Origin of the sequence: Brevibacterium daeguense, from assembly GCF_021729135.1 — a bacterium.
GTDB lineage: Bacteria > Actinomycetota > Actinomycetes > Actinomycetales > Brevibacteriaceae > Brevibacterium > Brevibacterium daeguense.
Genome location: NZ_JAJTWW010000001.1, coordinates 152,602 through 172,748, shown reverse-complemented (window position 1 = coordinate 172,748; position 20,147 = coordinate 152,602). Strand labels below are relative to the sequence as shown.

14 protein-coding genes, 1 tRNA gene and 1 pseudogene are annotated in these 20,147 nt (G+C 70.1%); 5 read left to right on the top strand and 11 right to left on the bottom strand.

The genetic code is table 11. The annotated features are described in order from the left end of the window. On the bottom strand, window positions 1-1,608 hold the full coding sequence (locus LXN01_RS00725) for a carboxyl transferase domain-containing protein (protein ID WP_236862627.1): 1,608 nt from the start codon (window positions 1,606-1,608) through the stop codon (window positions 1-3). Window positions 1,609-1,662: 54 nt separating this feature from the next. Here LXN01_RS00725 and LXN01_RS00720 point away from each other — a divergent pair, with 54 nt between their 5' ends. Further along, window positions 1,663-2,367, top strand: coding sequence for a TetR/AcrR family transcriptional regulator (locus tag LXN01_RS00720; RefSeq protein ID WP_236862626.1), 705 nt, complete (start codon window positions 1,663-1,665; stop codon window positions 2,365-2,367). Here LXN01_RS00720 and LXN01_RS00715 read toward each other — a convergent pair. The 5 genes and pseudogenes from LXN01_RS00715 to LXN01_RS00695 all read right to left on the bottom strand — a co-directional run. After that, a complete protein-coding gene (locus tag LXN01_RS00715; protein ID WP_236862625.1) occupies window positions 2,341-2,985 on the bottom strand; it encodes an NUDIX hydrolase in 645 nt (214 codons plus the stop codon). The two genes, LXN01_RS00720 and LXN01_RS00715, sit on opposite strands and share 27 nt — an antisense overlap. 22 nt (window positions 2,986-3,007) lie before the next feature. Further along, window positions 3,008-3,880 (bottom strand): universal stress protein, encoded by an 873-nt coding sequence (locus LXN01_RS00710; RefSeq protein WP_236862624.1) that lies wholly within the window; start codon window positions 3,878-3,880, stop codon window positions 3,008-3,010. A gap of 150 nt (window positions 3,881-4,030) precedes the next feature. Then, window positions 4,031-4,103 (bottom strand) — tRNA-Thr (locus LXN01_RS00705). Window positions 4,104-4,153: 50 nt separating this feature from the next. Next, entirely contained in the window at window positions 4,154-5,773 is a 1,620-nt protein-coding gene (locus LXN01_RS00700; protein WP_236862623.1) for a monocarboxylic acid transporter, read from the bottom strand. Window positions 5,774-5,883: 110 nt separating this feature from the next. Continuing rightward, window positions 5,884-6,216 (bottom strand): annotated as a pseudogene (locus LXN01_RS00695) (DUF485 domain-containing protein); the annotation flags it as partial. A gap of 120 nt (window positions 6,217-6,336) precedes the next feature. Between LXN01_RS00695 and LXN01_RS00690 the strand changes: the two are divergent. Continuing rightward, the gene (locus LXN01_RS00690; protein ID WP_236862622.1) at window positions 6,337-6,750 is read left to right on the top strand and encodes a helix-turn-helix transcriptional regulator; all 414 of its coding nucleotides are present in this window, start codon (window positions 6,337-6,339) and stop codon (window positions 6,748-6,750) included. A 74-nt stretch (window positions 6,751-6,824) separates the two neighbouring features. Continuing rightward, window positions 6,825-7,934, top strand: coding sequence for a M20 family metallopeptidase (locus tag LXN01_RS00685; RefSeq protein ID WP_336885210.1), 1,110 nt, complete (start codon window positions 6,825-6,827; stop codon window positions 7,932-7,934). A gap of 18 nt (window positions 7,935-7,952) precedes the next feature. On the opposite strand, the gene LXN01_RS00680 is transcribed toward LXN01_RS00685, so the two are convergent. Together LXN01_RS00680 and tmk are read right to left on the bottom strand one after the other, a co-directional pair. After that, on the bottom strand, window positions 7,953-9,113 hold the full coding sequence (locus LXN01_RS00680; protein ID WP_236862621.1) for a DNA polymerase III subunit delta': 1,161 nt from the start codon (window positions 9,111-9,113) through the stop codon (window positions 7,953-7,955). Next, window positions 9,110-11,689 carry a dTMP kinase gene (tmk, locus tag LXN01_RS16280; RefSeq protein ID WP_236862620.1) on the bottom strand — a complete coding sequence of 860 codons (2,580 nt, stop codon included), beginning with the start codon at window positions 11,687-11,689 and terminating at the stop codon, window positions 9,110-9,112. Before tmk ends, LXN01_RS00680 begins: the two co-directional genes overlap by 4 nt. Before the next feature lie 83 nt (window positions 11,690-11,772). Here tmk and LXN01_RS00670 point away from each other — a divergent pair, with 83 nt between their 5' ends. Then, entirely contained in the window at window positions 11,773-12,519 is a 747-nt protein-coding gene (locus LXN01_RS00670; RefSeq protein WP_236862619.1) for a lipoate--protein ligase family protein, read from the top strand. A 27-nt stretch (window positions 12,520-12,546) separates the two neighbouring features. Here LXN01_RS00670 and LXN01_RS00665 read toward each other — a convergent pair whose 3' ends face one another. The 3 genes from LXN01_RS00665 to LXN01_RS00655 form a co-directional block, all read right to left on the bottom strand. Continuing rightward, the gene (locus LXN01_RS00665) at window positions 12,547-13,224 is read right to left on the bottom strand and encodes an alpha/beta hydrolase (RefSeq protein WP_236862618.1); all 678 of its coding nucleotides are present in this window, start codon (window positions 13,222-13,224) and stop codon (window positions 12,547-12,549) included. Window positions 13,225-13,322: 98 nt separating this feature from the next. Then, window positions 13,323-16,157 (bottom strand): type I DNA topoisomerase, encoded by a 2,835-nt coding sequence (gene topA, locus LXN01_RS00660; protein ID WP_236862616.1) that lies wholly within the window; start codon window positions 16,155-16,157, stop codon window positions 13,323-13,325. 85 nt (window positions 16,158-16,242) lie between these two features. Then, window positions 16,243-17,805, bottom strand: coding sequence for a DUF7059 domain-containing protein (locus LXN01_RS00655; protein WP_236862615.1), 1,563 nt, complete (start codon window positions 17,803-17,805; stop codon window positions 16,243-16,245). A 30-nt stretch (window positions 17,806-17,835) separates the two neighbouring features. On the opposite strand from LXN01_RS00655, the gene LXN01_RS00650 reads away from it, so the two are divergent. Then, window positions 17,836-20,139, top strand: a complete 2,304-nt coding sequence (locus LXN01_RS00650) for a DEAD/DEAH box helicase (RefSeq protein ID WP_236862614.1) — start codon at window positions 17,836-17,838, stop codon at window positions 20,137-20,139. Window positions 20,140-20,147: the final 8 nt, after the last annotated feature.

The following is a 20,147-nucleotide window of genomic DNA, read 5'->3' as shown; positions in this document are numbered from 1 at the left end:
TCACATCCTGAAGACGCCGTAGCCGGGCGCATCGTACGGTCGGGTGAGCGGTGAGCGGCGGCAGGCCTCGAGGGCGAGTGCCAGGACCCGCCGGGTGTCGCCGGGCTCGATGATGCCGTCGTCCCACAGCCTGGCGGTGGAGTAGTAGGGATTGCCCTGAGCTTCGTACTGGTCGAGGATCGGGGCCTTGAACGCGGCCTCCTCCTCGGCCGGCCACTCCTCGCCGCGGGCTGCGAGCTGGTCGCGCTTGACGGTGGCGAGCACGCTGGCGGCCTGCTCCCCGCCCATCACCGAGATCCGCGCGTTCGGCCACATCCACAGGAAGCGCGGCGAATAGGCCCGACCGCACATCGAGTAGTTGCCGGCGCCGTAGGAGCCGCCGATCACCACGGTGAACTTGGGCACCCGGGCGGTGGCGACGGCGTTGACCATCTTCGCGCCGTGCTTGGCGATGCCGCCGGCCTCGTAGTCCCGGCCGACCATGAAGCCGGAGATGTTCTGCAGGAACAGCAGGGGCGTCTGCCGCTGATCGCACAGCTGGATGAAGTGGGCGCCCTTCATCGCCGACTCCCCGAACAGCACGCCGTTGTTGGCGACGATCCCCACGGGATGCCCGTCGAGCCGGGCGAAGCCCGTGACCAGGGTGCTGCCGTACTCGGCCTTGAACTCATGGAATCGGGAGCCGTCGACCAGCCGGGCGATGACCTCCCGGACGTCGTAGGGGACCTTCGAGTCCACCGGCACGACCGAGGTGAGCTCCGCCGGGTCCCAGGCGGGCGCCTCGGGAGGGGCTGTCTCCCAGGCAGGGGCGTCCGGGGGCGCAAGGGTGGAGACGATGTCGCGCATGATCTGAAGGGCATGCGAGTCGTTGGCTGCGAGGTGGTCGGTGACGCCGGAGGTGCGGGAGTGCAGCGCGCCGCCGCCGAGCTCCTCGGCCGTGACGACCTCGCCGGTGGCGGCCTTGACCAGGGGCGGGCCGCCCAGGAAGATCGTGCCCTGCTCGTGCACGATGATCGATTCGTCGGCCATCGCAGGGACGTAGGCGCCGCCGGCGGTGGACGAGCCGAGCACTGCTGCCAGCTGCGGGATCCCGGCCGCCGACAGGGTCGCCTGGTTGTAGAAGATCCGGCCGAAGTGCTCGCGGTCGGGGAACACCTCGTCCTGGTTGGGCAGGTTCGCCCCGCCGGAGTCGACGAGGTAGATGCAGGGCAGCCGGTTCTGCGCGGCGACCTCCTGGGCCCGCAGGTGCTTCTTGACCGTGATCGGGTAGTAGGTGCCCCCCTTGACGGTCGCATCGTTGACGACGATCACGCACTCCCGTCCGGCAACTCGTCCGATGCCGGTGATGATCCCGGCCGCCGGCGAGGCGTCGTCGTACATTCCGTTCGCGGCCAGCGGGGACAGCTCGAGGAACGGCGAGCCGGGGTCGAGAAGAAGTTCGAGGCGGTCGCGCGGCAGGAGCTTGCCCCGCTCGACGTGCCGCCGGCGTGACTGCTCCGAACCTCCCACCGCTGTCCGCTCGACCCGCTCGCGCAGCTCGGCGATGAGCTCGGCGTGAACGGCGGCGTGCACGGAGTCCGCCGGCGGTGGCGAACCGATCACCTTCATGGACCAACCCCATCTCAGTTAATAGTCGCTAACTCAAGTGCTAGCATACCCAGCATGAGTGAGCTGGACAACAGCGCTGGACCGAACAGCAGGTCGGCGGCGAAGGCGCAGCGCCGGCAGGCGATCCTCGACAGCGCCAAGGCGCTGTTCGCCGCACAGGGCTTCCGGGCAGTCTCGATCGAAGACATCGGTGCCGGGGCAGGGGTGTCGGGCCCGGCCGTGTACCGCCACTTCGCCTCCAAGGAGGAGATCCTGGAAGAGCTGCTGCTCGGGATCTCCGCATACCTGCACGCGGGCGGCGGCGCCATCCTGGCAGCGGGCCTCGGCCCCGAGGAGACCCTCCGCACGCTCGTGGACTTCCATCTCGACTTCGCGCTGGGCGAGCCGGAGCTCATCCGGATCCAGGACCGGGACCTCGCTTCGCTGCCCGCTGAGGCGCGTCGACAGGTCAGGCGTCTGCAGCGCAGCTATGTGACGGGCTGGGCGGGCGCGCTGCGAGCGCACGATCCGGGCCTGTCCGCCGATGCCGCAACCGTCTCCGTCCATGCGCTGTTCGGGATGGTCAACTCGACGCCGTACGTGGTCCGCCGGATCCCCGGCGAGGTGGTGGCCGCGCAGCTGCGCAATGCGGCCCTGGCCGCACTGGGCGTGCGCGGCTCGAAGCAGGGCGGCGGAGACCGCCTGCCAGGGAGCGGAGCAACCCGCCTTGCGGGGCGCAGGGCCGGGCGGGCGTCAGTCGCGGTGGACGAACAGGCGTGAGGGACGGCCGCGTCGCCCGTCCGTCATCTGTCCCGTGGGCACCAGCTGAGGCTGCATTCTGCGGCGGAACGCGTCACGCTGGAGTTCCTCGCCCGCGACTGCTTCATGGAGCAGACGCAGATCGCTGAGGGTGAATGGCTCGGCCAGCAGCCCCCAGGGGTCGGGCCGGTCGGCGTAGTCGGCGCGGACCCGCGCGAGCGCCTCGGCGACGACCCGCGGCTGATCGTAGGGCAGGACGACCGATCCGCCGGGGCCCACCTCGACCACCGGCACGAGCGAGATCCGGCCCGCGGCGATGCCGGCGCGCACCACCTCGGACTCGACCACGTCGAGGTGGGCGACCGTGACCACCCAGCCGCGGGGGTCCCGGTCCGGATCGTCGAACACCTTGAGCTGCTGGGGTTCGCGGCCGGAGATGCCGGCCTTCTGCGCCTGCGATCGCAGTACGGCGTCGGCCAGCCGTTCGCGCTCGTGGACGAAGGTGCCCGGCAGCAGCAGCCGCCCGTGCCGATCCCTGACCAGCACGAGGTGGAGCACGTCGTCGGCGACGGTGAAGGTCGCCGTGTCGACCGCGAGCGACGGCCGCGGGTAGTCCGTGAGATCAGAGGGGTTGCGCACTGGGGTTCCGGCCCGGGCCGCCTCAGTCGACGAACCGCCGCAGGGCCAGGGCGGGGTCCTCGCGGAACGGGACGAGCAGGAGAGAGCACTGCGCGTCGTGGAGCACCCGTGAGGCGGTCCGGCCCAGCTGGACGCGCATGCTGGCGAAGCGCCCCAGACCGCGCTTGCCGATCACGAGCAGGTCGGCATCGGCCGAGCGTGCGGCGAGCACCGCCGCCGCGTCACCTTCGTGGTATTCGGCGCTCACCGTGAGTCCGGGGTACTGGGAGCGCAGCCAGGCCATGTCGAGATCGGTCTGGGCGCGGTCGCGCTCGTCGCCGTCGGCCTGGGTCGCGACGACCATGCGCAGGGCCGCACCGGTCCGGGAGGCATAGTCGGCGGCGTCCAGCGCAGCCACGCCTGCGTAGTCGGAGGTGTCATGGCCGACGACCACTCCCCCGCCGCGGAGCACGTGGGAATCGGCGGAATCGAACTCGCTGTCCTCCGACTCGCGGTAGACGAGCACGGGGCTGAGCGCGTGGCCGGGCAACCCGAAGCTGATGGTGCCGATCCTGCCGCCGACCTCCTGATCGGAGCCGTGATGGCCGATCACGACGAGTCCGGCCTTCTCGGACCTGGCGGCGAGCACCTCGGCGGGATCCCCTTGTTCGATCACGGTCTCGAACTCGGCCTCGGGCACGAGTGCGCGCAGCTGCTCGGAGATCGTGGCGAGCGCGTTCGCACTGGCGTCCTGCGCCTCGCCGAGGGAGCCGAACTTGCGGTTCTCCGGGGAGACGACCGAGATCAGCCGGAGGCCGCAGTCGTGGTGCCGTGCCTCCTTCAGCGCCCAGGCCGCGGCCTCCCTGCAGGACCGGGACCCATCGATGCCGACGATGATGTCGCCGCTGATCTGCATGTAACCCACCTTGTTGTCTGTTCGCCGGCTTCGCGCCGACGACGCACGCGTACTTCTCGATCGTAGAGAACTCTGCGCACCGGCGGTAGTCGCCGCACTGCGGCTGGAGAACGAGAACGGCTCCGGTGAAGCACCGGAGCCGCCGTGACGAGCCTCTTGCCGGAATCGAACCGGCGACCTTCTTATTACGAGTAAGACGCTCTGCCGACTGAGCTAAAGAGGCAACACCGACTCAGGATACCGAGCACGCGCGAAGCGGTCAAAATGCAGGAGTCAGTGCTCCACGGCCTTCTCTGCGCCGTGACCGGTCAGCGAGCGGACCTCCATCTCCGCGGCGATGCGCGGGTCCTCCTTGACGGGCGAGGTCACCGAGCCCAGCCAGCCCAGCAGGAAGCCGACCGGGATGGAGATGATCCCGGGGTTCTTCAGCGGGAAGATCGCGAAGTCGACAGCCGCGCCGAGCATTGCTGTCTCGTTGCCGGAGACAACCGGCGACAGCGCGATGAGGACGACCGCGGTGCCGAGGCCGCCGTACATCGACCACACCGCTCCCCGGGTGCTGAACCTGCTCCAGAACAGCGAGTACAGGATGGTCGGCAGGTTGGCGCTGGCGGCGACCGCGAAGGCGAGCGCCACCAGGAAGGCGATGTTCTGCCCCTGCACGCCGATGCCGCCGATGATCGAGGCGATCCCGATGAAGATCACGGTCCGGCGGGCGATCTTGACCTCCGCGTCCGGGTCGGACTTCCCCTTCTTGACGACGTTCGAGTAGATGTCGTGGGCGAAGGAGGCGGCCGCCGTGATGGTCAGCCCCGCGACGACCGCGAGGATGGTGGCGAAGGCGACGGCCGAGATGAAGCCCAGGAGCAGCGGTCCGCCGAGCTCGAGGGCGAGCAGCGGGGCCGCGGAATTCACCCCACCCGGCGCGGCCGAGATCGTGTCCGATCCGACGAGCGCTGCGGCCCCGTAGCCGAGGACCAGCGTGAACAGATAGAAGATGCCGATCAGCCAGATCGCCCACACCACCGAGCGCCGGGCCTCCTTGGCCGTCGGCACGGTGTAGAACCGCATGAGCACATGCGGCAGCTCTGCGGTGCCGAGGACGAGGGCCAGCGCCAGTGAGATGAAGTCGATGGGCATGGCCCCGTACTGCAGTCCGGGAGCGAGGATCGCCTCGGGCGGGTCGGACACCGAACGGGCCACCGCATCGCCGAGGACTGCGGAGAAGTTGAAGCCGTACAGGGCGAGCACCCACAGCGTCATCGCTGCGACACCGCTGATCAGGAGGATCGCTTTGATGATCTGCACCCACGTGGTGCCCTTCATCCCGCCGACCAGGACATAGACGATCATCACCGCGCCGACGACGGCGACGACCAGTGACTGGCCGAGTTCGGAGTCGATGCCGATGAGCAGCGACACCAGTCCACCGGCGCCCGCCATCTGCGCGAGCAGGTAGAAGAAACACACGGCGAGGGTGGTGGTGGCCGCGGCCAGGCGGACGGGTCGCTGCTTGAGACGGAAGGCCAGCACGTCGGCCATGGTGAACTTGCCGGTGTTGCGCATGAGCTCCGCGACCAGCAGCAGCGCGACCAGCCAGGCCACGAGGAAGCCGATCGAGTAGAGGAACCCGTCGTAGCCGTTGACCGCGATCGCGCCGACGATTCCGAGGAACGAAGCGGCTGAGAGGTAGTCGCCGGAGATCGCGAAGCCGTTCTGGGGGCCGGTGAACGAGCGCCCGGCGGCATAGTAGTCAGCGGCCGAGCGGTTGTTGCGGCTGGCCCGGAACACGATCACCAGGGTGACGATGACGAAGGCCAGGAAGATCGAGATGTTGAGGACGGGGTTGTTCTCCGCTGCCCCGGGCTGTGACAGCACGTCGAGCTGGTTCACTGGGATTCCCTTCCTTCGGCGGTCTCGGTGCCGGCAGCACCGGCACTCCCGGCAGCGGTCCCGGTGGTTCCGGTCGTGGTCCGAGCGGATCCGGCGGTGCTGTCAGCGGCGGCCTGTGCCTCGATCTGCTCCAGGTCGTCGCGCAGCTCGGCCGCGAGCGGGTCCAGGCGACGATTGGCGTAGGACACGTACGCCATGGTGATGGCGAAGGTGGTGACGAACTGCCCGAGCCCGAGCACCACGCCGACGTTGATGTTCCCCAGCACCGGCTGGGCCATGAGGTCGTGGGCGTAGGCGCCGAGCAGGACGTAGAGGAAGTACCAGGCCAGGAAGGCGATGCTCACCGGCACCACGAACGATCGATGTCGCCTGCGCAGTCGCGTGAACTTCTCCGACTGCTGCACTCCCGGGTAGTCCACTGCGTGAGTGGTGTTCTGCTCCATTGCATCCTCACATCGGATTCGGGCGGAATCAGGCGTTACAGGTGACCCGCGTCACTCCACGGGTAAACTTAGCGGAGCCGAAATAGCCGGAATACCATCCGAAGTTGGTAAGGAAACCCGATGACGACGATGTCTTCGACGACAGCGGCCGGGGCGGAGGGACACACGGATCGGACCGGAGCGCACCGCGAGCTCCTGCGAAGCGTCTTCGCCGAGCTGCGCGGCATCCGTGCGGGGTGGCGGGAACCGGAGTCGGCGGAGCGGATCCGCTCCCTGGAGAACCGGCTGGCGGAAGCCCTGCACGAGGGACCGGTGGCCGCGGCGTCCGGGGGCCGCGAGCCCCGGCTGGCTCCGCGCGAGCTCGACGTGCTCGCCCACGTCGCCCTCGGGCTGAGCAACGCGGGTGTGGCCACAGCGCTGGGGCTCAAGGAGTCGACGGTGAAGAGCTACCTCAACGCCGCGATGGCCAAGCTCGACGCGTCCACGGGATACGCCGCGGTGTCCGCTGCACGGCGCCTCGGGGCACTGCCGTAGCCATTGTCGATCGCAGGGCCGCCGTCCGCCGCGGGTACAGTGGACAACTGTCCCACCAGGAAAGGAATGCCGCGGTGTCAGCAGACATGGATCGCTTCATGCGCGAGTTCGAGCAGCTCGTCGAATGCGAATCGCCCTCCGCGGATCTGCAATCTCTGGCGCGCAGCGCAGCGCTCGTCTCCACCGTCGGCACCGACCTGCTCGGCGTCCGACCGCGGATTCTCGCTCCCGAAGGCTATCCGCATGTGCTGTGGCGGTTCGGCGACGGGCCGCGGCGCGTCGTCCTCATCGGCCATCACGACACGGTGTGGCCGCTGGGCACCATCCGCCGACTGCCGTTCTCGGATGTCGACGGCATCATCCGCGGACCGGGCACCGACGACATGAAGGGCGGAGTCCTGATCGCGCTGCACGGGTTGGCGGCTGCCCAGGACAGGCGCGGGAATCTCGACGGAGTCAGCCTGCTGGTCACGGGCGACGAGGAACTCGGGTCGATCACCTCCCAGCGCCTCATCGAGGACGAGGCGCGAGGCGCGGATGCCGCCCTCGTCTTCGAGAGCGGCGGGACCGACGGCGCCGTCAAGATCGCGCGCAAGGGAGTGGCGATCTACCAGCTGGAGGTCCGCGGGCGGGCATCCCATGCCGGGGTGGAACCCGAGCGCGGCATCAATGCCACGATCGAGGTCGCCTCCCAGGTGCTGCGGATCGCCGAGCTCGGCAACGCCCAGGCGGGCACCTCCGTGGTCCCGACGGTGCTGAACTCGGGCACCACGACGAACACAGTTCCCGCGACCGCCCGCGTGGGCATCGATTCCCGGGCGAAGACCGTCGCCGAGCAGCAGCGCGTCGATGTCGCGCTGCGCACTCTGCGACCGGTCCATCCGGGTTCGCGGCTGCTGCTGCACGGCGGCATCAACCGGCCGCCGTTCGAGACCGAGCAGTCTCTCGGGCTGTACGGTCGCGCGCAGCGGATCGCCGCTCGGCTGGGGCATCCGCCGCTGCGGTCGATCGGAGTCGGCGGCGGCTCGGACGGCAACTTCACTGCCGGCCTGGGAGTGCCGACCCTCGACGGCTTGGGCACAGTCGGAGGGGGATCACACGCCGACAGCGAGCACGCTGTCAAGGCATGGATTCCGCGGCGCATCGAGCTGGTGGCTGCGCTGGTCGCGGATCTCCTCGGCTGAGCGCGCGGGAGCTGCAGCTCAGTCGGCGGTGAGCCAGGGGTTCGACAGGCCGATGAACGCCGCTTCGACGATGAGCTGCGGCGTCATATTCGTGGCGAGCCTGTCGCGTGCCTGTCCGATCAGATCGATCCGGCGCAGGGTGCTCGCCGCGTCCGAGGCCGATGCCTGAGCCCGGATCCGCTCCTCTTCGCCCCGGTTGATCCAGCCGTCGCTGAGCCCCAGCTGACACAGCAGCACATCCCGGTAGAGCGAGAGCAGCTCGAGCAGGATGGCGTCGATCTCGTCGTTGCGGGCGCGCACGCTCTTGCGCTTCTGCTCCTCCTCGAGTCGTCTGACCTGCGCGCGCACGGCCGGGGGAACGCTTCTGCCCGGTTCGACACCCAAGGTCTCGAGGAGGTGCTCGCGTTCACGGGCGTTGCGCTCCTCCGTGCGCGTCTTCGCCCGCTCGGCCGCCTCGTCTGCGATCCGGCCGGCCAGCCGCACTGTGGCGCCGAGCGAGGTCAGCTTCTCCGGAATGTCGAGGACACGGGCGCGCTCAGCGCGAGCGGTGCCGCTGGTGGCCAGGTACTTGGCGCGTCCGATGTGGTTCTGGGCCGCGGCCGCCGCCCAGATGGCCGTGTCCCGGTCCACTCCGTCACGCACGTGAAGCAGCTCCGCGATCGCTTCCGTGGGCGGGATCCGCAGATTGACGTTGCGGCAGCGGGAGCGGATCGTCGTCAGCACGTCCTGCGGGCTCGGAGCGCACAGGATCCAGACGGTGGCCGGCGGGGGCTCCTCGATCGCCTTGAGCAGCACGTTGGACGTGCGTTCGGCCATCCGGTCTGCATCTTCGATGATCACCACGCGCCACTCCGCATTGACGGGCGCGCTCTGCGCGCGGGAGACCAGATCGCGGACCTCGTCGATGGAGATCAGCGACTTCTGTGTGGACATCACCGTCATCGATTCGTGGGTGCCGGCCAGAGCACGCACGGCAGCCGGGCTCGTGGTCTCCCCGGCGTCCCCGCTCAACAGGGCAGCGGCGAAGGCACGGGCGGCATTCGAGCGCCCGGATCCGGGCGGGCCGGTGATGAGCCAGGCATGTGTCATCGCTGCGGCTCCGGTCCCGGCTGCGCGAGCCGCGTTCCTAAGCTGCTCGACGGCGCGGTCCTGGCCGACGAGCTCGCGCCAGACGCTCACCGCCGCCGTCCCGGGCCGTCGTCCCGCGGTCCCGGCTCCTGCGATCCCGGCTCCTGCGGTCCTGGACCCTGCGGTCCCGAGTTCTGCGGTCCCGAGTTCTGCGGCCGCTCACGTCCGGAGGATCGCATCCGGGCCTGGCGCAGCCGCTCCCGCGCCCTGCGCTCGATCTCGGCCTGGGCCTGCAGACGCTCACGGCTCTTCGTCTGCCTGAACTGCGGCTCCTCAGCAGCCGGCCGGCCCGGCAGCACCGTGGTCGGCTCCTCGTCCGGGCGGACCGCCGCCGACTCACTTCCGCGGGTCGGGATCACGGTGGTGGCAGCCTCTCCCTGGTCGGTCGGCAGCACCGGACCAGTCTGCTTCGGAGCCTGCGCTAGGTTCGGGGTCGCCGGCGCTGGGTGCGGGGTCGCCGACGACCGGTCCGGGGTCGACCGGTCCGGGGTCGACCGGTCGGCGGGCGGGTGAGCGGACTGTGCTGCCCCACCCCGGTCCAGCACCGTGGTCACCGCCTCCCCCGAGTGGTCAGCAGGGACAGCAGAGCCAGGCACGCCGGGCGGGACGGGCGCCGACCGGGCCTGGTCGGGACGCACCTGCGGTGCGGCGCGCGTGCTCAGCAGCCGGTCCACCGCGGCGTGGACATCCGCAGCGATCTGCGCCGCTGTCCTGTCGGCGTCGATCACGATGTAGCGCGAGGGCTCCTTGGCGGCCAGGTCGAGGAAGGACTCACGCACCCTCCGGCGGAACTCGATGTCCGCGCTGTCGAGATGGTTCTGCTCACCCCGGGATGCAGTTCGCGCGGCCGCGGTCTGCGGATCGATGTCGAGCACGATCGTCAGGTGCGGGACCAGCCCTTCGGTCGCCCACCGCGACAGCTGGGCGATCTCGTCGCGCGGCAGTTCCCGACCTGCTGCCTGATAGCTCAGGGAGGAGTCGATGTAGCGGTCGGTGATGACAACCTCACCGCGCTCCAGTGCGGGACCCACGAGGGCGGCGACGTGGTGGGCGCGGTCCGCAGCGAACAGCAGCGCCTCGCTGCGCGCGGCGACGCCCTCTCCGTCGAGGAGCACTGAGCGCATCGCCCGACCGGCCTCGGTGCCGCCGGGCTCGCGGGTCACGGTGACCGGGCCGAGTCCGCGGGAGCGCAGATGCTCAGCCAGCAGACTCGCCTGCGTCGACTTGCCGGAGCCGTCTGCGCCTTCGAAGGCCACGAAGACCCCGGTGGCGGCAGCATGATCACCGGCTGGACCGAGCGCCCCTCCGGATGGGAGGCCGCGGCTGTGCCCCTCCGGGACCGCAGCCGGCGACCGGAAGGCATGCACGACGTCGACGGCGAGTCCCTGCAGCCCCTGGGGCGAGAAGGTGAACAGCGCGACCACCCCGGCGATGAGCGCTGCGAGTCCCACTGCTCCGTACCCGATTCCGATGGACGACACCGACCAGTGTGCGTAGGTGCTCAGCGGGACCTCTGCGCGGAAGCCGGCGGAGGCCAGCAGGAGCGCGAGCACGCCCCCGAGCGTGACACCGACCCGGCGGGAGAAGACGTAGGGCTGGGCGCGCACACCCACTCCGACCGCGAACGCCACAGCGCCTGACAGGACTGCCTTGCCCGACAGCTCCTCGATGATCCCCGCAGCACCCATCAGCACGCCGGATCCCAGCAGCGCGAAGGAGGTCAGTCGCGGTCGAGTCATTCCCGGCGCGAACGTGGGGCCGACCTCGTAGCCGATCGCCCAGCCGAGCAGAGCACTGCACACGATGACGGCGAATCCGGCCTGCCCGAAGCCCTCGTCGATCACTGCGGGCTGGGCCAATGCGAAGACTGCACCCAGGACTCCGAAGAGGAGGTGGCAGGCCCACGGCCGAGCGATCTCCTCCGGAGCGCGCAGGGCCGCGCTCGCCTGGGGGAATGTCCCGGTCTCCGGCGGCGCCTGGGGCTGGGCGGGTCCCAGCAGCACGAGCACGGCGGCGACGAGCAGCAGCACCGCGCCGAGCAGCAGGAACCAGCGAACTCCGAGCGCTCCGGCCTCCACTCCGCCGACGATCTGGAAGGCATAGGTCACGAACAGCAGCAGGCCGGCCGCGACACCGGCAGTGCGCCAGGGCTTCTGGTTGGCATCCGGCGACTGCAGCACCATCACCGCCACCGCGACGCCCAGCAGCAGGGCCACCAGCCACGACAGCCACACCACCGGGAAGAAGAACAGCGCCAGCGCCGCCACCGCGGTGGCGACCGATGTCACGCCCAGGACAGTCCGGCGCGCCGGAGGGGCGAGCCCGCCCAGCACCCGGTGCGGAAGGAAGACCCCGGCGGCGGTGAGCACGAAGACCAGCAGCAGCGCCAGCACGGCCTGCCGAACGTCGAAGGTGGTGCCCTCGACTTCGAGGAAGATGTCCCGCATGGCGGTCGGCTCGAGGACCTCGGTGAAGCCGACAACACCCGCGATGCCCGAGGAGAGGGCGGCAAGAGCAAGCCCGACCATCCAGCAGGCGATCTCCATCGCGGTCGGACCGAAGACCGGGGACCGAGAGGCGGCAGCGGCAGTCGGCGGGGGCGCTGAGGGTCGGACGGTGCTATTCACGCCTTCAACTCTACTTCGCGGCGCTGACACCGGGACACCGGCGCGGGCACCTGCTCCCGGCCGGCTCGGCCTATCCTGTTGGAGTGTCAGTCCCGCTCACCCTCCTGGATTCCGCCTCCGACGACCCCGCCACGGCCCTGGCCGAGGCACTCGTCCTCCTCGACGAGGTCAAGGCGGGACGCCGCGCCGGGGTGCTGCGCATCTATCGTCCGCAGCCGACTGCGGCCTTCGGCGGACGCGATCGCTTCCTGCCTGGCTTCTCCCAGGCGGTCGACGCGGCGCGGGACCACGGCTTCACTCCTGTGCTGCGCTCCCTGGGCGGTCGGGTCGCCGTCTATCATCCGGGCAGCCTGGTGATTGACCATCTGGAGCCCGCTGACGACCTGCTCAGCGGGACCCAGCAGCGGTTCTCGAGCTTCGGCGAGTTCTACACCCAGGTGCTGCGCGGGATCGGCGTCGACGCACGCCTCGGTGAGATCCCCGGCGAGTACTGCCCCGGAGAGCACAGTGTCAATGTCGCGGGGCGGATCAAGGCCATCGGCACAGCGCAGCGGGTGACGAGCCGCGGCTGGCTGTTCTCCTCCTCGATCATCATCACCGATCCGGATCCCATCCGCGCGGTGCTCATCGACATCGAGTCCGCCCTGGGCGTCACGTGGGATCCGGCCACGGGCGGGGCGATCTCGGAGATCCACCCGGAGATCACCGTCGACCAGGCCACGGAGGCGTTCACGAATGCCTTCGCAGAGCGCTGCCGCCTGATTCCCGGGAAGCTCACTGCCGACGAGGCGCGCGCCGCCTCCCAGCAGCGCGACAGGCACGTGCTGTAGCCGGGGAGCGATCAGCGTCCGGCTCGCTCAGCCGACTGCGGCGCCGAGGAATTCGCTGACGTCCCTGACTTCGCGCGGGCTGATGCCGTGGCCGACCCCGGTGTAGAGCTGCTCCGTGAGCTGCACGCGGTCGGAGGCCCAACTGCGGGTGTAGGCGATCATCTGCGGATCGATCATCGGGTCGTGCTGGTCGCGGCCCCAGAACACCTTCGGCCGGACGGCGGTGACGGCGTCATCGTCGAAGACGCCCGCCAGCGGGCTCTCGCCCGGGTCGATGGCGAAGCCGGACAGCCCGACGGTGCAGGCGTACGCCTCCGGCTCGATGCGCAGCAGCGAGGTCGCCATGGCCATTCCCATGGAGAACCCGAGCAGCGAGGTGCTCGCGAACTGCTCGCGCTGCGAGGCCACCCATCGCTGCAGGCCCTCGACCGAGGACCGCACCTCGTGCGGATCGGCTGCGAGCTGCGGGGTCACGGGGAACCAGCTGAACCCGCCGTAGTCGAGGGCCAGCGGCGCGCGCACGGACGCCACCGTGAACTTCTCCGGCAGCTCCGGCACGATGCCGAACAGGTCGTTCTCGTCGGCCCCCAGCCCGTGCAGCACCACCAGCAGGGCGCTGCCCGCCCGCTCGGATTCGGGGCGGGACCAGCGGACGAACGGCTCTGCGGACTGGTGGGCGGCTCGGCTGCGTGACGGGTCCTGCATCGATCCTCGATTCGAAGTGGGAGCGGCGGAAGCGTTCGGGCTGGTCTCATTCTCAAGCTGTGTTCGGGCTGGTCTCGCTCGAGCTGGGCTCGGTCGGATCAGGACGTGCTCGAGTCGGAGGAGCCGGACGTCTCCGCGGTGCCTGACGCCGACTTCCCGGTCGCGCCGCTGGTCGACGTGCGCGTCGTGCCCGACGCCGACTTCCCGGTTGCACCGGTCTTCGCCGGCGCCTTCTTGGGAGTCGTCGTCTTCTTCGCGGCGGTCGTGCGCTTGGTCGTCGACTTCGCAGGCGTCTTGCGGGTGGTGGTGCGCTTCTTGGCCGGGCCCTTCGCCCGCTTCTCCGCCAGCAGCTCGAAGGCGCGCGCCTCGGTGATCGCCTCCGGGGAGTCGTCCTTGCGCAGGGTCGCGTTCGTCTCCCCGTCGGTGACGTAGGGGCCGAACCGCCCATCCTTGACGACCACCGGCTTCTTCGACTCGGGGTCCTCGCCGAACTCCCGCAGCGGCGGGGCTGCTGCCCTGCGTCCGTGCTGCTTGGGCTGGGCGTAGATCTCCTGTGCCTCCTCGAGGGTGATCGTGAAGATCTGCTCCTCGTCGGTCAGTGATCGGGAGTCCGTGCCCTTCTTGAGGTACGGGCCGTAGCGGCCGTTCTGCACGGTGATCGCCGTGCCGTCGGCATCCGTGCCCACCTCGCGCGGGAGGCTGAGCAGCTTGAGCGCCTGCTCCAGGGTGACGCTCGCCGGCTCCATCGACTTGAACAGGGACGCAGTCCGCGGCTTGACCTTCTTGCTGCCCTTGGTCTGCTCCTCCTCCGGGAGGACCTCGGTGACATAGGGGCCGTAGCGACCCGATTTCACGACCACGGTGTGGCCGGTCTCCGGGTCGGTGCCGAGCTCCCGGTCACCGTTGCCGTAGGTCTCGACGAGCTCGCGGGCCTTGTCGGCGGTGAGCTCGTCCGGCGCCAGTTCGTCGGGCACCGAGACGCGCTTGGGCTCCTCGCCCTCTTCCTGCGCGACTTCCAGGTACGGCCCGTACCGGCCGACGCGCAGATCGATGCCCTCGGTGATCGGGATCGTGTTGATCTCCCGGGCGTCGATGTCGCCCAGGTCGTCGACCGTCGGCTTGAGACCGGGGTGGTCTTCCGACTCGTCGCCGAAGTAGAAGGTCGACAGCCACTCGGACCCGTCCTCGTCACCGGCGGCGACCCGGTCCAGGTCCGACTCCATCGCGGCGGTGAACTGGTAGTCGATGAGTCCGGCGAAGTGCAGCTCGAGCAGGCGCACCACTGCGAAGGCCACCCAGGTCGGCACGAGCGCGTTGCCGCGCGTCCGCACATAGCCGCGGTCCTGGATCGTCGAGATGATCGCGGCGTAGGTGGAGGGCCGGCCGATGCCGAGCTCCTCCATCGTCTTGACCAGGCTGGCCTCCGTGTAGCGCGGCGGCGGCGCGGTGGTGTGGCCGTCCGCCTCGGCCCGGTCGACCCGCAGCTGCTGGCCCTCGGACACCTGAGGCAGGCGCGATTCGCCGCCGGCGGTGTCGTAGCGGTCGACGTCCCTGCCCTCCTCGTAGGCGGCGAGGAAGCCCCGGAACGTGATCACCGTTCCCGAGGCGGTCAGGCCGGCCGTCTGCGAGTCCCCCAGGTCCGCTGTGATCCGCATGGTCGCGGTGCTGCCCTTGGCGTCGGCCATCTGCGAGGCGACCGTGCGCTTCCAGATCAGGTCGTAGAGCCGGAACTCGTCCCCGGAGAGCTTGTTGGAGACCTGCGCCGGGGTCCGGAAGGAGTCACCGGCGGGTCGGATCGCCTCGTGGGCCTCCTGCGCGGACTTCTGCTTGCTCGCGTACAGGCGCGGGGAGTCGGGCACGTACTCGGGACCGTAGAGCTCGGACACCTGGCGGCGGGCGGCGCTGATGGCCTGCGCGGACAGTGACGAGGAGTCGGTTCGCATGTAGGTGATATAGCCGTTCTCGTAGAGCGACTGCGCCACCCGCATCGCGTGCCGGGACGACATCCGCAGCTTGCGGCCGGCCTCCTGCTGCAGCGTGGAGGTGGTGAACGGAGCGGCGGGCCGGCGCGAGTACGGCTTCGTCTCCAGGCTGGAGACGGTGAGCGCCTCCCTGGCCGTGGTGTTGAGAGTCTCCGCCAGCTCGGTGGCCATGGCCTCGTCGAGGACGACGACGTCGGCACCGGACTTGAGCTGTCCCCGGTCGTCGAAGTCGCGGCCGGAGGCGACCTTGGTGCCGTGATAGGCGGTGAGCCTGGCAGCGAAGGCGTTCCCGTTCCCGGGTGCCGCGAGCTCGATGTCGAGATCCCAGTAGCTGGCGGGAACGAACGTCATCCGCTCGCGTTCGCGCTCGACCACGAGCCGGGTCGCCACGGACTGCACGCGTCCGGCGGACAGGCCGCGGTTGACCTTGCGCCACAGCACCGGCGAGACCTCATAGCCGTACAGCCGGTCGAGGATGCGCCGGGTCTCCTGCGCGTCGACGAGGTTCGTGTCGAGCTCGCGGGTGTTCTCCAGCGCCCGGGAGATCGCCTCGGGCGTGATCTCGTGGAACACCATCCGCTTGACGGGGATCTTCGGCTTGAGGACCTCCAGCAGGTGCCAGGCGATGGCCTCTCCCTCGCGGTCCTCATCTGTCGCCAGGTAGAGCTCGTCGGCATCCTTGAGCAGCGCGCGGAGCTCGGCGACCTTCTTCTTCTTGCCGGGATCGACCCGGTAGTACGGCTCGAAGCCGTGGTCGACGTCGACCGCGAACTTCCCGAAAGGACCCTTCTTCATATCCGCGGGCAGCTCCGAGGGCTGCGGCAGATCGCGGATGTGGCCGACGGAGGCTTCGACATCGTAGCCCTCGCCCAGATAGCCCACGATGGTGCGGGCCTTGGTCGGCGACTCGACGATGACGAGGCGCCGCGGCTGCGTAGCAGTTGATGCCACTGCGTTCCTTTCAACGGGTACAGTCCCAGGGCTGCTCGGTGCTGCGCCGAGCACATCCCCCGAGGGAACTCATAAGAATCTAACACTAGTGTTCGGAGGGCTCCGACACAGCGGGATACATCACACCGGCCGGCACGAGGCTCCGGACCTGGCCGATCAGCTGGGTCCGCAGGGCGGGCTCCTCGATGTCCAGCAGACTGGCCAGCGCACCGCTGATCGCCCCCAGGCTCAGGCTGCCGTCGGCCACTCCGAGGAAGCCCGACAGCGCCGGGTCCGAGGCGAACGTCTGCCCGAAGCCGATGCCCTGCTCGATCGTGAGCATGGTCGGCGCCTCGGAGCCCGGGGTGTGGTGCCGGTGTTCGGTGACGTCGCCGGAGCGGACGAATGCAGTGGTCGCAAGCTCATCGTCGTCGGCGGTGTGCAGCCATTCCAGCATAGCCAATCGGGTGTCGAGGTGTGCGCCGGTGCCGACGGGGTTGGCGCCCAGCGGGCCGGCCAGCCGCTCGAAATGCCTCACGCCGGCGCCCGCCTCGGGCTCGCCCCGATGCATCCGCACCCAGCCGAAGCCGATCTCCTCGACGCCGCGGGCGGCGAAGTCCGACAGCCATGCGGCAGTGTCGCGCTCGAAGCGCTCGCCGGCCCGCTGCACTCCGCCGTCGCGGATCCAGGTCTCGGAGTAGGCGGCCGGGTCCAGCCGCTCCCGTTCGATCACCATCACCGAGGTGTCGGCGGCGTCGCTCCAGCTGCTCGGCTCCGTGCGCCCCGGCCCGTACTCCCAGTTGCCGAGGAAGGCCGCGTGGCCGTCAGCGGTGAGGTGGGCGGGTGTCTGCTCCAGGAGGCGGCGCATGACCCCGTCGCCGGTCATGCCCCCGTCGCGGTACTCCAAGGCCGGCGTCCGGCCCTGCGGCGTGATGACGAAGGGTGGGTTGGACACCACGAGGTCGAATGCCTCGGGGGTCGGCTCGAACAGCGAGCCCTGCCGGAACTCGATGTTCGGGGCGTGGTTGAGGTGCGCATTGAGGGCGGCGATCCGCAGCGCGCGCTCCGAGACATCAGTGGCCACCACATGGTCCGCGTGCCGGGCCAGCAGGAGCGCTTGGATCCCGCAGCCGGTTCCGATGTCGACGGCCGTTCCGACGGCGTGGCGCGGAGTGATGTCGGCCAGGGTCCGCCCGGCACCGCCGAGCCCGAGCACGAAGTCTCCCGGCACTGGCACGGGCCGGGCGAGAGTGCCGTGGTCGGCCAGCAGGAAGAGGGTCTCGTCACCGGGCCGGGCGCCGCGGGGCACCCCGGTGGGAACCGCCCAGGGAGTCAGCGCCAGGCGCGAGGTGACGGTCGCCTCGGCGACGGAGAGCAGTCCGGCGGTGATGAGGCGCTCGACGAGCACGGGACCGAGCACGGCGTCGACCCGCGTGCGCGGCTGCGGCACCTCGAGCAGGAACAGGCCTGCGAGCACCGCGCGGGGATCGCGGCTCCGGCGGATCTGCCAGCGCGCCGGCGCGGCGTTGCTGCGCTGCAGGGCGGCGTCGGCGTCGATCCCCCACAGCCCTCGCAGCCCGGCGGGGGTGTACTGGCTGCCCACGAGGATCTCCGCGAGCGCGCGCAGGCTGTCCGCTCCGGGGGCAGGAGCTTGAGGTGTATCCGTCACCCGCCCAGCGTAGATGGGAGAATGTCCGGCATGGTCGACTCCCCCTCCGTGCTCGTGGATCTCATCGGCGACTTCGGGCGCCGTGCCGACCGGATCCGCCACATCGAGCGCTTCCCGGCACGGACGGGCAGGCCGGTGGCATGGCCGGACTGGGTCCACGCCGAGGTCGTCGAAGCGCTGCGCTCCTCCGGCATCGAGCGGCCCTGGGCTCACCAGGCGGCAGCAGCCGAGTCCGCGCACCGGGGCGCCGACACCGTGATCTCGACCGGCACCGCCTCGGGCAAGTCCCTCGGCTTCCTGCTGCCGGTGCTCGATTCCGTCGCCCGAACCCGGGACGAGGTCCCGCTGCGGCAGGCCACCACGATCTACCTGTCGCCGACGAAGGCGCTGGCCGCCGACCAGTTCTCGAAGCTGCGGTCGCTGGTGCTGCGCGGGCTGCGACCGGGCACCTATGACGGGGACACCTCGCAGGCGGACAAGGCCTGGGCGCGTTCGCATGCCAACGTGCTGTTCACGAATCCGGACATGCTGCACCGCTCGGTGCTGCCGCGGCACTCCCTGTTCAGCCGCTGGCTGCGGACGCTGCGCTTCGTGGTGGTCGATGAGGCCCATCGGTACCGCGGAGTGTTCGGCTCGCATGTGGCCCTGGTGCTGCGGAGACTGGTGCGCCTGGCCCGGCACCATGGTGCGGATCCGGTGGTGATCGCGGCCTCGGCGACGATGGCGGCCCCGGCCGAGACCTTCGCCCGCCTGACCGGTCGGGAGTGCACGGCGGTCACCGAGGACGCCTCCCCCCGCGCGGCCGGCGAGTTCATCCTGTGGGAGCCGCCGTTCCTTCCGGAGACCGAGGTGGCCGACTCCACCCGCAGAAGCACCCTCGCGGAGACTGCCGATGTGCTCACCGATCTCACCTGCGCCGGCCGCCGGTCGATCGCATTCATCGGATCCCGACGGGGCGCGGAGACCCTGGCCGAGGCGGTCCGGCGGGAGGTCGGACTGATCGATGACACCCTTCCCCGGCAGGTCGCCGCGTATCGCGGGGGATACCTGCCGGAGGAGCGGCGGATGCTCGAGTCGGGACTGCGCAACGGCCGGCTGCGCACGGTCGCCTCGACGAACGCCCTCGAGCTCGGCATCGACATCGCCGGCCTCGATGTGGTGGTGATGGCCGGCTGGCCCGGCACGCTCGCCTCCCTGTGGCAGCAGGCCGGCCGTGCGGGCAGAGCGGGGCAGCAGTGGGCGGCGGTTCTCATCGCCCGGGACAATCCGCTCGACACCTACGTCGTCAATCATCCGGAGGCGATCTTCGGGGCACCGGTCGATGCCGGGGTGATCGACCCGGGCAATCCCTATGTGCTGGCCGGTCATCTGTGCGCGGCCGCGGCCGAGGTGCCGCTGACCGCTGCCGATCTGTCCGGCTTCGGCGACACTGCCCGACAGGTGGTGGACTCGCTGACGGCCGCGAAGATGCTGCGGAAGCGGCCGACCGGCTGGTTCTGGGCGAAGGCGGAGTCGGCGGCCGATCTCACGGACATCAGAGGATCCGGCGGTGGGCAGGTCCGGATCGTCGAGGGATCGACCGGCACGCTCCTGGGCACGATCGACGAGGCCGGTGCCCACACGCAGAGCCACCCCGGGGCGATCTACATCCACCAGGGACGGACCTTCGCCGTCGGCGACCTCGACCTGGAGTCCAGGGTCGCCCTCGTCGAGGAGGCGATCGTCGACTACACGACTCAGGCGAAGTCGGTCACGGAGATCCGAGTCGAGTCGACAGCCCGCTCGCGCACTCTTCCCTCCGGGGCGCGAGTGCTCCAGGGAACGGTGGAGGTCACCGACCAGGTCGTGGCGTACCAGCTGCGCCAGCAGCGCACCGGGGTGGTGCTGGGCGAGCATCCGCTCGACCTGCCGGCCCGCACGCTGCGCACCGCCGCTGTCTGGTGGACGGCTCCGACTGATCTGCTGGCCGAGGCGGAGCTGACGAAGGTCGATGTGCCGGGCACCGTCCACGCGGCCGAGCATGCGGCGATCGGGCTGCTGCCGCTGTTCGCCGGATGCGACCGGTGGGACATCGGCGGAGTGTCGACGGCGATGCATGCCGATACCGGAATGACGACGGTGTTCGTCTACGACGGGCATCCGGGCGGAGCCGGGTTCGCCGAGCGCGGCTTCGACTGCTTCGACTCCTGGCATCGGGCCACGCTGGAGGCGATCGAGGCCTGCGAATGCCTGACCGGCTGCCCCTCCTGCATCCAGTCGCCCAAATGCGGCAACGGCAACGAGCCGCTGGACAAGGACGGAGCAGTCAGGATCCTGCGTGCTCTGCTGAGCTGAGGGGCCGG